We start from the raw sequence: 12,212 nt of genomic DNA on the forward strand, positions 1-12,212 counted from the left end.
CTGCTGCGATGCGCCGCCGGATCCTGCTCTCCACGCTGCTCACCGTCGCGGTGACGGCGCTGTTCCTGGGCGGCCCGCTGGCGCTGGCGACCTGGCAGCTGGTCGAGGACTTCACCCGCGCCGAGCTGACCCAGCGCCTCGAACAGCTCGACAGCCGCCTCGACGGCCCGGAGGGCCGCCCCGTCGACCCGCGCTCGATCGAGCTGGGCATCCCGGCCAACAGCCGCCTGGTGATCGACGACCCGCGCACCGGGCCCCGCGCGTACGGCGCCGCCGAGGTCGCCGACCCGGTCACCGAGTACCTCCCGCTGGGCGGCGGCGGGACGATCACGCTGTCCCAGCCGCGGGAGATCATGCGTGAGCAGCAGACCCGGGTGGTCGCCGTCGTCGTGCTGCTCGTGGGGTTCTCGGTGACCGTCGGTACGGGCGTCGCGATCTACACCGCGCGGCGGCTGTCGGACCCGCTGCGTGATCTCGCCGCCCGCGCCGCGCGGCTCGGCGCCGGTGACTTCCGCACCGCGCCGGGCCGCTACGACATCGCCGAGCTGGACCGGGTCTCCGAGGTGCTCGACTCGTCGGCGACGGCGCTGGCCCAGCTCCTGCAGCGCGAACGGTCCCTGGTCGGCGACGTGTCCCACCAGCTCCGCAGCCGGATCACCGCCCTGCAGCTGCGCCTCGACGAGCTCTCCACCCACCCCGACCCGGACGCCCGCCGCGAGGCCGTCGCCGCGCTGGAGCAGACCGAGCGCCTCACCGGTGTCCTCGACGACCTGCTGGAGTCCGCCCGTGCCGCCCGGGCCGCGGGTGCGGAGCCGGTCGACCTGGCCGAGGCCGTCGAGGAGGCCGCCCGGGAGTGGCGCGAGCCGCTGCAGGCGGCGGGGCGGTCTCTGCGGCTGCGGGTGCCCGACGGGATGCTCGCCCGGGTCACCGGCGCCCGGCTGCGGGAGGCGATCGGCGCACTCGTCGACAACGCGCTGCAGCACGGCGAGGGCACGGTGACCGTCACGGCCCGGACCGGGGACAACGCCCTGCTGGTCGAGGTGTCCGACACCGGGCCGGGGGTGCCGGAGGACCTGGTGCGCCACGTGTTCGACCGCGGGGTCTCCGCCCAGTCGTCGACGGGGCTGGGGCTGGCCCTGGCGCGCACCCTGATCGAGGCCGACGGCGGCCGGCTGGAGCTCTACCGGGCCCGGCCGCCGGTGTTCCGGATGTACCTGCCGCCCGCCCGGCCCGATGACGTCGCCGCGGCCGCCCCACCGGCGTCCAGCTCCGGTCCGCGCTGAGCAGGCTGTGTTGATGGGCCCGCTCAGCGGGCTGTGTTGATGGGCCCGCTCAGCGGGCGTCGGACTCCGGGAACACGTAGCGGCGGAACGCCCACCAGCGGAACGCCATGCCCGCCAGCGTCCCGAGGATCTGCCCGGACACGAAGTCGGCGACCTCCTGGGTCAGCAGCGACACCGCCGGGATCTCCAGCCCGACGGCGTAGCGGGACAGCGCCAGCGGCGCCGCATACACCGCGACACCGATCCCGGAGATCAGGAAGAACAGCGCCGCCTCGTGGTGGCGCTCCCGCCCGCCGCGGGTCCGGAAGGACCACTCGCGGTTGAGCACGTAGGACACGATCGTCGCGACCAGCACGGCGATCACCTTCGCCGTCACCGGCTTCTCGCCGAGCACGGTGGCCTTGAGCAGCAGGAACACGACGGTGTCGATCACCCACGTGGTCGCGCCGACCATCAGGAACTTGATGAGCTCGCGGTGCCGGATCGCCGTGTCGCGGTACGGCTGCGGGATCCTGGCGAGCGCGATCTCGACCACCGACACGACCGTCAGAGTGCCAGATTAGGCTCCCTGAATCGTGGACAGGGTGGACGCAGCAGGCAACGGGATGCCCACGGTCGGCATGGTCGGCGGAGGGCAGCTCGCGCGCATGACGGCACAGGCGGCCGTCGCGCTCGGGCAGACGCTGCGCGTGCTGGCGTCGGAGGAGACCGACCCGGCGGCGCTGGTGACCCCGGACGTGGTGCTCGGCGACCCCGACGACGGCGCGGCGCTGCGCGAGCTCGCGACCGGCTGCTCGGCGGTGACCTTCGACCACGAGGGCGTCCCGCAGGAGGTGCTCGTCCCGCTCGCCGAGGCCGGGATCCCGCTGCGGCCGCCGCCCGAGGCGCTCGTGCACGCCCAGGACAAGCTCGTCATGCGACGCCGGCTGAGCGCCATGGGCCTGCCGGTGCCCGACTTCGCCGAGGTCACCGCCCCGGCCGACGTCGCCACGTTCGGCGACGCGCACGGCTGGCCGGTGGTGCTCAAGGCCACCCGCGGCGGCTACGACGGCCGCGGCGTCTGGTTCCTGCGCGAGCCCGACCCGGAGCTGGTCCGCGGGCTGCTCGACGACGGCACCCCGCTGATGGCCGAGTCCGCGGTCCCGATGACCCGCGAGCTGGCCGCGAGCATCGCCCGCTCCCCGTTCGGGCAGGCCGCGGCGTGGCCGGTCGTCGAGACCGTGCAGGTCGACGGCCAGTGCGCGCGGGTCACCGCGCCCGCGCCCGGCTTGTCGTCGGCCGACGCGGCGCGGATCCAGGAGCTGGCGCTGCGGATCGGCGAGGAGCTCGGCGTCGTCGGGCTGATGACCGTCGAGCTGTTCGAGACCGAGCCCGGCCGGGTGGTGGTCAACGAGCTGGCGATGCGCCCGCACAACTCCGGGCACTGGACGATCGAGGGCTCCACGACCTCGCAGTTCGAGCAGCACCTACGGGCCGTGCTGGACTACCCGCTCGGCTCCACCGCCCCGGTCGCGCCGGTCGCGGTGATGGCCAACGTGCTCGGCGCCGCCGAGGAACCGGCGATGTCGATGGACGAGCGCCTGCACCACTGCTTCGCCCGCTACCCGGACGCGAAGGTGCATCTCTACGCCAAGGACGGCCGCCCGGCCCGCAAGATCGGGCACGTGACGGTGCTCGGCGACGCCGCCGACACCGCCGACGCCGTCCGCGAACGCGCCGAGCTGGCCGCAGGCTGGCTGGCCACCGCGACCTGGGCCGACGGCTGGTCGGCCCACCACGGCGATCCCCGGGAGGATTCCTAGATGACGGCCGCACCCGGCCCCCGCGTGGGGGTCGTCATGGGCAGCGACTCCGACTGGCCCACGATGAGCGCCGCCGGCGCCGCGCTCGACGAGTTCGGGATCAACTGGGAGGTGGGCGTCTACTCGGCGCACCGCACCCCGCAGCGGATGCTCGACTACGCCGCATCGGCCGCCGACCGCGGCCTGCAGGCGATCATCGCCGGGGCCGGCGGCGCCGCGCACCTGCCCGGCATGGTCGCCGCCGCGACGCCGCTGCCGGTGATCGGCGTGCCCGTCCCGCTGAAGTACCTCGACGGGCTGGACTCGCTGCTCTCGATCGTGCAGATGCCGGCCGGGGTGCCGGTCGCGACCGTCGCCGTCGGCAACGCGCGCAACGCGGGCCTGCTCGCCGTGCGGATCCTCGGGGCCGGCGACCCGGCGCTGCGCTCGGCGATGGTCGAGTACCAGGCCGACCTGGAGCGCTCGGTGCTGGACAAGGACGCGAACCTGCGGGCCACCGCCCGCGGCGAGGGCTGACGCCTCCCGGAATTCCCGTGGCGTGCGCGCGACACCCGTGCGTACGGTGGCCGTACACGGGAGAGGAGGTGGTCCAGCAGATGAGCTACAGCAGGACACGTGAGGTGGCTGTCCGCTAGCACCACGTTCGAGACGGTCGTGGAAGCCGGTGTGGTGCCGGCGAATCCCAGGCAGTCACCCGTGATCCCCGGGTTCCGAGCTCTCGGTCCCGGGGATCACGCATGTCCGGGGGTCTGCCCCTAGGGGATCCCCGAGGGGGAGAACCGCAGGCCGGGGCGGGTGCCCGCTCCAGTGACCGCGGACGTGCCGCGGGCCACGCTCGGTGCACACACAGCGCACCGAGGGGGAGCCATGCACCGTCCGCTGACCGTGATGTCGGCACTGATGGCCGGGCTGGCCGTCGTCGCCGGGATCGGGCTGATCGTCGACGACCGCACGCTGCTCGACACGTCGGTCTGGACCAAATCGCTCAAGTTCGCCGTCTCGTTCGCGGTCTACGGCCTGACCCTGGCCGTGCTGGTCCCGCGGCTGCGCCGGGCCCGCCGTACCGCCTGGTGGCTGGGCACGCTGTTCGCCGCGACCGCGGTGGTCGACGTCGGGTTCATCGCGCTGCAGGCCGCCCGCGGCACCTACAGCCACTTCAACACGAACACCGACCCGGTCAACGCGATCGGGCAGACCGTGTTCACCTCCGGCGTGCTCGGGATGTTCGGCGTCAGCCTGGTGATCGCGGTACTGCTGCTGGTGCAGCGGGTCGGAGACGCCGCGCTCACCCGGGCCCTGCGGGCCGGGCTGCTGCTGGCGACGGCGGGGATGGCGGTCGCGTTCGCCATCGCCGGGGCGGGCGCGCGGCGGACCGTGCCCGACGCCTACGGCCGCCCGGTCACCCTCGCCGGTGCACACGGCGTCGGGAGCCCGGACGGGGCGGGGATGCCGTTGACGAACTGGAGCACCACCGGCGGTGACCTGCGGGTCCCGCACTTCGTCGGGCTGCACTCGATCCAGGTGCTCGTGCTGGTCGCGGTCGGGCTCGCGATCCTCGCCCGCCGGGTGCCGCGGCTGCGTGACGAGCGGCTGCGCGCCCGGCTGACCGGGGTCGCGGTGCTCGTCTGCGCCGGGGTCTTCGCGATCACCACGTGGCAGGCGTTCCGCGGGCAGTCCCTGGCCGCGCCGGACACCGCGACGCTCGCCGCGGCCGGGGTGCTGGTGCTGCTGGCGGGAGGCGCGACGGCGGTGGCGCTCAGCCGGCCGGGTGCGCCTGCTGCTCCAGCGCCTGCACCGCCCGCTCCAGCCGCCGGGTGACCTGTTCCAGATCCGGGCCGGTGACCGGCCGGGTGTCGGCGGGCGGGGTGTCGGCGGGCGGGGTGTCCAGCGGCAGCATCGGCGCGACCCGCCGGAAGTGCTCGATGGCGCCGGGGACGTCGGTGTCGCGGGCGCCGTCGGCCAGCCAGCGGCGCAACGCCTGGTTGTGCGCCGCGACCAGGGAGGCGGCCGTCACCGCGGCGCGCAGCTCGCCGTCGGGCTCCCCGGCCAGGCGCGCGGTCAGCTCACGGGTGAACAGCCGCCGGTAGTGGTGCACCGAGGCGGCTTCGCGGTCGCGCAGCGCCGGGACCGAGCCGACGAGTGCGAACCGCAGCCGGGCGACCTCCGGGTCGTCGGTGTAGAGCTCGAACACGGTTTCCGCGGCACGCAGTGCCAGTGACGGCAGCGGTTCGTCGGGGTGCGCGTCGTCGAAGACCTCCGCGATCCGGGCGAGGCCGAGCTCGTGGTCGGGGGACAGCGCGTCCTCCTTGCCGCGGAAGTAGCGGAAGAACGTCCGGCGCCCGACCCCGGCAGCAGCGGCGATGTCGTCGACGGTGGTCTCGTCGTAGCCGTGCTCGGTGAACAGCCGGGCCGCGGCGGCGACCAGCTCCCGGCGGACCTCCGCGCGGGCCTCCGGGGACCGGCCACGGCGGGGCCCGGACGCGGTGGTCGTCATGGCACTCAGGGTAGCAATCACCCTTGTTGGTGGCACGGAGTGCCGTTATGGTGGCGGCGTGAACACCGAGTTCGACAGCTACAGGCTCAGCGACGAGCACCAGGCGCTGCGGGAGGCCGTCCGCGACCTCGCGGAGAAGGAGATCGCCCCGTACGCCGCGGAGGTCGACGAGGAAGGCCGCTACCCGGTCGAGGCGCGGGACGCGCTGACCAAGGCCGGGTTCCAGGCCGTGATCATCCCGGAGGAGTACGGCGGCGAGGGTGCCGACGAGCTCGCCGGCTGCCTGGTGATCGAGGAGGTCGCGCGGGTCTGCGCGTCGTCGTCGCTGATCCCGGGCGTGAACGGGCTGGGGATGACCCCGATCCTGCTGTCGGCCTCGGACGAGCTGAAGAAGCAGGTGCTGCCGTCGATCGCCTCCGGCGACGCGATGATCAGCTACGCGCTGTCCGAGCGCGAGGCGGGCTCCGACGCCGCTGCGATGAGGACCCGCGCGCGCCGCGAGGGCGACGAGTGGGTGCTCAACGGCACCAAGTGCTGGATCACCAACGCCGGCGAGTCGACCTGGTACACGGTCATGGCCGTCACCGACCCGGAGAAGAAGGCCAACGGCATCTCGGCGTTCGTGGTCCACAAAGACGATCCCGGGTTCGTCGTCGGGTCCAGGGAGCGCAAGCTCGGCATCCACGGCTCGCCGACCCGCGAGATCCACTTCGAGGACTGCCGGATCCCGGCCGACCGGATCATCGGTGACGAGGGCACCGGCTTCAAGACCGCGCTGCGCACCCTCGACCACACCCGCCCGACGATCGGGGCGCAGGCCGTCGGCATCGCGCAGGGCGCGCTCGACGTCGCGACGCAGTACATCAAGGAGCGCAAGCAGTTCGGCAAGCACCTGGCCGAGTTCCAGGGCCTGCAGTTCATGCTCGCCGACATGGCGATGAAGGTGGAGGCCGCGCGCCAGCTGGTCTACGTCGCCACCTCCCGTGCCGAGCGCGGCGAGTCCGGCCTGGGCTTCATCTCCTCGGCCGCGAAGTGCTTCGCCTCCGACACCGCGATGCAGGTGACCACCGACGCCGTCCAGCTGCTCGGCGGCGCGGGCTACACCCGCGACTTCCCGGCGGAGCGGATGATGCGCGACGCGAAGATCACCCAGATCTACGAGGGCACCAACCAGATCCAGCGCCTGGTCATGGCACGCAACCTGCTGGCCTGACCCCCGCCGAGTCCGCGGACCCGCGACCCGCGACGGCGGCCGGGATCCCGGGCGTACACCTTCCCCGTCGATGCCACCGGACGCGGAGCCGGTGAGCGTGCGCCGTGGTGTCACGGCTCGGACGGGCGCGGGGCGGATGCGGCCGGCTGCTGGCGCGGAACACCGGAGGCTGACACCCTGTCGCTCCGTGACCGACGGCGCGACGCGTGACCCGCTGCTCGACCGGCTCCTCGACACCGATCCGGCGCTGCGCTGGCAGGTCGAACGCGATCTCGCCGGCGCGCCGCCGCAGGTGTGGGAGGCGACCCGCACCCGGACGGCGACCGAGGGCATGGGTGCGCGGCTGCTCGCCCGGCAGGACCCCGAGGGCACCTGGGCGGGCGGCGCGTACTTCCCGGTGGAGCAGCCGACGGTGCCCGGCCAGCCGTGGACCGCGACGACCTGGTCGCTCAACGCGCTGCGCGAGTGGGGCGTCGCCGCCGACGCGCTCGCCGGGACGTCGGAGAAGCTCGAGTCCTGCCGCTGGGAGTACGACGACCTGCCCTACTGGGACGGCGAGGTCGACTGCTGCATCAACGCGTTCACGGTCGCGAACGGGCTCTGGCTCGGCCGGGACATGAGCGCCAACGCGGCCTGGTTCACCACCCACCAGCTCGACGACGGCGGCTGGAACTGCGAGTGGGTCGAGGGCGCGACGCGGTCGTCGTTCCACTCGACGCTCAACTCGCTGATCGGCCTGCTGACCTACGAGGAACGGACCGGCGGGACCGAGGCCACCCGTGCAGCCCGGAAGCGCGGCGAGGAGTACCTGCTGGCCAGGCGGCTGCTGTACCGGCTCTCGACCGGCGAGCGCGCGCCGCTGCCGGACGTCGACCGGTTCGCCTACCCGCTGCGCTGGCGGCACGACGCGCTGCGCGGCACCGACTACTTCCGCCGCGCCCACGCCCTCGACGGCGGTCCCCGGGACCCGCGGCTGAGCGAGGCGGTCGAGCTCGTGCGCGCCGCCCGCGGCCCGGACGGGCTCTGGGTGCAGGGCGAGCGGGACCCCGGCGAGATGTGGTTCGAGGTCGACGTGCCCGCGGGGGAGCCGTCGCCGTGGCTGACGTTGTACGCCACCCGGGTCCTGGACTGGTGGGACCGGTGAGCGTGCCCGTCAGCGCCGGAAGCTCTCCACCAGCACCTCGTCGTCCGGACCGAACCGGCGGGCCGCGGCGCTGATCAGCGCGATGGTCCGCACCGACTGCGCGCAGCCGATGCCGTACTTCTTCCGCACGCGTGCGTCGGCGATCTCCATGCAGGTCCGGCTGCGGGCGACGAAGTCGGCGACCGGGTACGCCGTGCCGGTCGCGAGGTGTTCCTCCACGACCAGCGACGGCGAGTAGTAGCTGACCTCGGTGCCGTCCGGCCAGCGGACGTCGAACGTCATCTCGGGCACGGCACCGACGCTAGGCGCCGGGCATTACCCGCACGTTGCCGCTGTGCGACACCGGCTACAGGATGAACCCGAACAGCGGGCTGTCCGGCGGGATCTGCTCGATGTGCGGCGGAGCCTCCTCCATCCGCTTGAGCAGCGCGGGCAGGTCGTCCGGCGCACCCAGCTCGATGCCCACCAGCGCCGGGCCGGTCTCCCGGTTGGAGCGCTTGGTGTACTCGAACAGCGTGATGTCGTCGTCCGGGCCGAGGACGTCGTCGAGGAAGCGGCGCAGTGCACCGGGCTCCTGCGGGAACTCGACCAGGAAGTAGTGCTTGCGGCCCTCGTACACCAGTGCGCGCTCGACGATGTCGGCGTAGCGGCTGACGTCGTTGTTCCCGCCGGAGATCAGCGAGACCGTCGTCGCGTTCCGCGGGATGTCGAGCAGGCCCAGCGCCGCGGGGGACAGCGCGCCCGCGGGCTCGGCGATGATCCCGTCGGACTGGTAGAGCGACAGCATCTCGACGCAGATCCGGCCCTCGGGCACCGCGAGCAGCTCGACGCCCGCGTCGTGGGCGATCCGGAACGTGTCGGCGCCGACCTTGCGCACGGCGGCGCCGTCGACGAACGGGTCGATCCGGTCCAGCTCCACCGGCTCCCCGGCGGCGAACGCGGCCGCCATGCTCGCCGCACTCGCCGGCTCGACGCCGACGATCCGGGTCGACGGCGCGTGCTCGCGCAGGTACGTGATCGCCCCGGACAGCAGCCCGCCGCCGCCGACCGGCACGACCAGCACGTCCGGCGGGTCGGCCAGCTGGGCCAGGATCTCGCGGGCGATCGTGCCCTGACCGGCGATGGTGCGCGGGTCGTCGAACGCGGGCACCTGCGTCGCGCCGGTGGACTCGGCGTCGGCGCGGGCCGCGGCGGCGGCCTCGTCGTAGGTGTTGCCGACCACCCGCACCTCGACGGCGTCGCGGCCGAGCCGGGCGACGCGGTCGCGCTTCTGCCGCGGCGTCGTCCCGGGCAGGTACACCCGGCCCTTGACTCCGAGCCGGTTGCAGGCGAACGCGACCCCCTGGGCGTGGTTGCCTGCGCTGGCGCACACCACCCCGGCCGCGCGGGCCTGCTCGGGCAGCTCGGCGATGAGGTTGTACGCCCCGCGGATCTTGTAGGAGCGGACCGGCTGCAGGTCCTCGCGCTTGACCCACACCTCGCCGCCGAGCTCGTCGGACAGGCGCGGGTTGAGCTGCAGCGGGGTCGGGCCGATGACGGCGCGCAGGCGCTCGGCCGCGTCGTCGACGTCCCGCGCGCTCACCCGGGTACCGGGCTCGATGGTGCTCACGATCGTCCAGAGTCTCACGCGCGGCGGGGCGGCTCGCGCGGGCCCGCTCAGCCGATCCGGACGGTGACGTTCTCGCTCTCCGCCTTGTGCTCCAGCCGCGTGATCTCCGGCTGGGCCACCTGGACCAGCGAACCCCCGGCGGCGAGGACGGCGAGCAGGCCGTCGCGCAGCCCGTCCGGGGTGTCCCAGGCCAGCGTGGACTGCACGCGGGCGGCGGGGGAGAAGGACAGCGCTGCGGCGCGCTCACGGGCCGCGTCGAGCACCTGGGCGCCGGTGGCGCCGTCCCACGCGGGTGCGTCGGGCCCGACCGGGTCCCACGGCACGAACTCGTCGCCGTGCGGGCGGACCTCGGTGGCGTAGTCGATGACGCCGTCGGGCAGGTCGGGGATCCCCCGGCCGAACGCGTCCAGGGAGAACGCGACGACGCCCTCGGCGCCGGCGGCCAGCGCCTCGTCCAGGTGCGCCGCGTCGGTGAGCACCCACTCCGCCGACGACGGGGCGCTCGTCAGCTCGGCGCCGCAGGACCACAGCGCGAGCAGCACCGCGGCGGTCTGCCAGTGCGCGGGCAGCAGCGACGCGACCCGCACGCCCGGCTCGACGTCGCACTCGTCGCGCAGCAGGTTGGCCGACTTCGCCGCCCAGTTCGCGGTCGTGACGCCGGACAGCTCGACGCGCTCGCCGGTGGCGTCGTCGTAGTAGGTCAGCAGCGGCTTGGCCGCGTCGGCCATGGCCGGGCCGAGCAGCGCGTCGGTGAGGAACAGGTCGGTACCGAAGACGGGGCTCATCGGACGCGACGCTAGCCGATCCGACCCCGCGGCCGAGCCGTCAGTCGATGCAGGGCACCCCGCCCGCGGTGATCGGCGGTGCGGAGGGCGCGCCGCCGGCTCCACCGCCCGCGGCGGGCGCACCGGCGCCGGAGTCCCCGGGGCCGTGGTAGTCGGTGCCGATCAGCACCTGCACCCGGCCCGGGGCGACGCCCTCGGACTGCTCGACGCCGATCCCGCCGAGTGCACCGGCGACCTTGCGGGCGCCCGCGTCGCCGTCGGCCGCGCCGTAGCGGACCACCGAGGTGGTGCGGTCCGGGGCGTTGCCGACCTGGCCGGTGGCGATCCCGTTCTGCCCCAGGACCCCCGCGACGCCCGCGGCGAGCCCGGTGCGGCCCGACCCGTTCCCGACGTCGGCGGTCACCGGCCCGGCCGCCTCGGCGGGCGCCGCCTTCCGCGCGGGAGCGGCAGGCGCCTCGTCGGGCACCGCCTGCGCGGCCTGGCGGGTGGCGGGCTGCTCCTCGGTGTGCCGGGTGACGAAGTCCCGGACCTGGCCCGGATCGACGCTCAGCACGTCGCCCTTGCCCGAGTCGTGCGGCGGGCCGGTCGGGATCGTCAGGAAGTTCATCTGGCCGCCGGCGATGTCGGAGGCCTGGCGGGCGAAGCCGAGCACGTCCCAGCCGCTGTCGATCACCACCGACTGCTGGACGACACCGATCAGCGCCGACAGCTTCGACGGGTCGGTCAGCGTCCCCGACGAGAGCACCTTGTGCGCCACCGCGGCCAGGAACACCTGCTGGCGCTTGATCCGGGACAGGTCCCCGGCGGCGAGGCCGTGGCGCTGGCGGACGAACGACAGCGCCTGCGTGCCGGAGATCGTCTGCGGGCCCGCCGGGAAGTCCGCGCCGGAGAACGCGTCCTTCGCCGGGGCCTTCAGGCAGACGTCGACGCCGCCGATGGCCTGGGTCAGGTTGTGGAAGCCGAGCAGGTTGACCTCGGCGTAGTGGTCGACGCCGAGCCCGGTCAGGTCCTGCACCGCCCCGATCAGCGCCTGCCTGCCCTCCTGCGAGGACTGCTGGTCGAGCTGCCGGGAGTCGGCGACGCCCTGGCTGCTGAGCCGGGACGCGGCCTGCGCCTTCGTCTGCGGATACGCGGCGTTGATCTTGTTGGTGCCGAGCCCGGGGATCGCGACCTCGGAGTCGCGCGGGATGGAGAACGCCGTCGCGCTGCCGCCGCCCGACGGCACGTGCACGACGATGATCGTGTCGGAGTTGAGGACGCCGGACTCCGCGCCGCTGTGCAGCTGCGCCAGGACCTCCGGGGGCAGCGGGTTGCCCTGCGCGTCGGTCCGGCTGTCGACGCCGACGAGCAGAATGTTCTGGTCCCCGCCCGACGAGCCGCCGAAGAGCAGGTTCGTGGTGCTGATCCCGCCGGTGACGTCGCGGTAGAGCAGCCACGCCCCGCCGGTCACCAGCATCGTGACCGCCGACAGCGTCGCGACCGCCACCCGGAACCGGTGGAGCACACGGCTCCCGCGGGTGCCGCGGGGGTCCCGGGCCGGGGCGGAGCGGTACGGGGCGGAACGCACGCTGCTGCCTCCTCGGGGGCTCGGAACGGCGGTGAAGACGGCTCGGGACCCGGCTCGACGCCGGCCGGATCACGGAGTGTCGTCGTTCAGGGTGCAACATCCCGGCCGTCCCCGTGGGCCGAACGGGAAGGCGTGTCGAGGTCGTGACCCGGTCCTCCGACCACGCCGGAACTTGAGGGTGATCGCGTCACACCCGGTGTCGCCGCTGGTCGCGGGCTTGCGACCCGGGCTCGGGGCCGCGCCGGAGCCCCCGATCATGATCACTGAGTGTGACGTTCGTGTCCACGCTCCGCCGACCGGGCGGTCCCGCCCGAC

The 12,212-nt window shown here is 74.1% G+C and carries 12 protein-coding genes; 6 read left to right on the forward strand and 6 right to left on the reverse strand.

Features of this window, described 5'->3' with window-relative positions; all coding sequences use genetic code 11:
- Window positions 1–8 precede the first annotated feature (8 nt).
- Window positions 9–1,283, forward strand: coding sequence for an ATP-binding protein (locus ACLE50_RS04055; RefSeq protein ID WP_410941971.1), 1,275 nt, complete (start codon window positions 9–11; stop codon window positions 1,281–1,283).
- Window positions 1,284–1,332: 49 nt separating this feature from the next.
- Here ACLE50_RS04055 and ACLE50_RS04060 read toward each other — a convergent pair whose 3' ends face one another.
- Window positions 1,333–1,824 carry a GtrA family protein gene (locus ACLE50_RS04060; protein ID WP_410941972.1) on the reverse strand — a complete coding sequence of 164 codons (492 nt, stop codon included), beginning with the start codon at window positions 1,822–1,824 and terminating at the stop codon, window positions 1,333–1,335.
- A 64-nt stretch (window positions 1,825–1,888) separates the two neighbouring features.
- On the opposite strand from ACLE50_RS04060, the gene ACLE50_RS04065 reads away from it, so the two are divergent.
- The 3 genes from ACLE50_RS04065 to ACLE50_RS04075 all read left to right on the forward strand — a co-directional run bounded on the left by ACLE50_RS04065 (window position 1,889) and on the right by ACLE50_RS04075 (window position 4,903).
- Window positions 1,889–3,085: a 5-(carboxyamino)imidazole ribonucleotide synthase gene (locus ACLE50_RS04065; RefSeq protein ID WP_410942264.1), complete on the forward strand. Its 1,197-nt coding sequence runs from the start codon at window positions 1,889–1,891 to the stop codon at window positions 3,083–3,085.
- On the forward strand, window positions 3,086–3,601 hold the full coding sequence (purE, locus tag ACLE50_RS04070) for a 5-(carboxyamino)imidazole ribonucleotide mutase (protein ID WP_410941973.1): 516 nt from the start codon (window positions 3,086–3,088) through the stop codon (window positions 3,599–3,601).
- Window positions 3,602–3,952: 351 nt separating this feature from the next.
- The gene (locus ACLE50_RS04075) at window positions 3,953–4,903 is read left to right on the forward strand and encodes a hypothetical protein (protein WP_410941974.1); all 951 of its coding nucleotides are present in this window, start codon (window positions 3,953–3,955) and stop codon (window positions 4,901–4,903) included.
- On the opposite strand, the gene ACLE50_RS04080 is transcribed toward ACLE50_RS04075, so the two are convergent.
- A complete protein-coding gene (locus ACLE50_RS04080) occupies window positions 4,842–5,579 on the reverse strand; it encodes a TetR family transcriptional regulator (protein WP_410941975.1) in 738 nt (245 codons plus the stop codon). The genes ACLE50_RS04075 and ACLE50_RS04080 overlap by 62 nt on opposite strands.
- A gap of 58 nt (window positions 5,580–5,637) precedes the next feature.
- Here ACLE50_RS04080 and ACLE50_RS04085 point away from each other — a divergent pair, with 58 nt between their 5' ends.
- Together ACLE50_RS04085 and ACLE50_RS04090 are read left to right on the forward strand one after the other, a co-directional pair.
- Window positions 5,638–6,792, forward strand: coding sequence for an acyl-CoA dehydrogenase family protein (locus ACLE50_RS04085; protein WP_410941976.1), 1,155 nt, complete (start codon window positions 5,638–5,640; stop codon window positions 6,790–6,792).
- Between the two features lie 187 nt (window positions 6,793–6,979).
- Window positions 6,980–7,936, forward strand: coding sequence for a squalene cyclase (locus tag ACLE50_RS04090; RefSeq protein WP_410941977.1), 957 nt, complete (start codon window positions 6,980–6,982; stop codon window positions 7,934–7,936).
- Window positions 7,937–7,945: 9 nt separating this feature from the next.
- Here the strand turns inward: ACLE50_RS04090 and ACLE50_RS04095 are convergent, their stop codons facing one another.
- The 4 genes from ACLE50_RS04095 to ACLE50_RS04110 form a co-directional block, all read right to left on the reverse strand.
- Entirely contained in the window at window positions 7,946–8,218 is a 273-nt protein-coding gene (locus tag ACLE50_RS04095; RefSeq protein WP_410942265.1) for an MSMEG_0570 family nitrogen starvation response protein, read from the reverse strand.
- 64 nt (window positions 8,219–8,282) lie between these two features.
- Window positions 8,283–9,518 (reverse strand): threonine ammonia-lyase IlvA, encoded by a 1,236-nt coding sequence (gene ilvA, locus ACLE50_RS04100; RefSeq protein ID WP_410942266.1) that lies wholly within the window; start codon window positions 9,516–9,518, stop codon window positions 8,283–8,285.
- 74 nt (window positions 9,519–9,592) lie between these two features.
- Window positions 9,593–10,330 carry a TIGR03089 family protein gene (locus tag ACLE50_RS04105; protein WP_410941978.1) on the reverse strand — a complete coding sequence of 246 codons (738 nt, stop codon included), beginning with the start codon at window positions 10,328–10,330 and terminating at the stop codon, window positions 9,593–9,595.
- A gap of 40 nt (window positions 10,331–10,370) precedes the next feature.
- Window positions 10,371–11,897 (reverse strand): LCP family protein, encoded by a 1,527-nt coding sequence (locus ACLE50_RS04110; protein WP_410941979.1) that lies wholly within the window; start codon window positions 11,895–11,897, stop codon window positions 10,371–10,373.
- Between the last annotated feature and the right edge of the window lie 315 nt (window positions 11,898–12,212).

Source organism: Pseudonocardia phyllosphaerae, from assembly GCF_046546475.1.
In the GTDB taxonomy this organism is placed as follows: Bacteria; Actinomycetota; Actinomycetes; order Mycobacteriales; family Pseudonocardiaceae; genus Pseudonocardia; species Pseudonocardia phyllosphaerae.

Coding starts and splice junctions, on each gene's coding strand:
- ACLE50_RS04105 (WP_410941978.1), bottom strand. CDS start 10,330: ATGAGCCCCGTCTTCGGTACCGACCTGTTCCTCACCGACGCGCTGCTC.
- purE (WP_410941973.1), top strand. CDS start 3,086: ATGACGGCCGCACCCGGCCCCCGCGTGGGGGTCGTCATGGGCAGCGAC.
- ACLE50_RS04055 (WP_410941971.1), top strand. CDS start 9: ATGCGCCGCCGGATCCTGCTCTCCACGCTGCTCACCGTCGCGGTGACG.
- ACLE50_RS04065 (WP_410942264.1), top strand. CDS start 1,889: ATGCCCACGGTCGGCATGGTCGGCGGAGGGCAGCTCGCGCGCATGACG.
- ACLE50_RS04095 (WP_410942265.1), bottom strand. CDS start 8,218: ATGACGTTCGACGTCCGCTGGCCGGACGGCACCGAGGTCAGCTACTAC.
- ACLE50_RS04075 (WP_410941974.1), top strand. CDS start 3,953: ATGCACCGTCCGCTGACCGTGATGTCGGCACTGATGGCCGGGCTGGCC.
- ACLE50_RS04080 (WP_410941975.1), bottom strand. CDS start 5,579: ATGACGACCACCGCGTCCGGGCCCCGCCGTGGCCGGTCCCCGGAGGCC.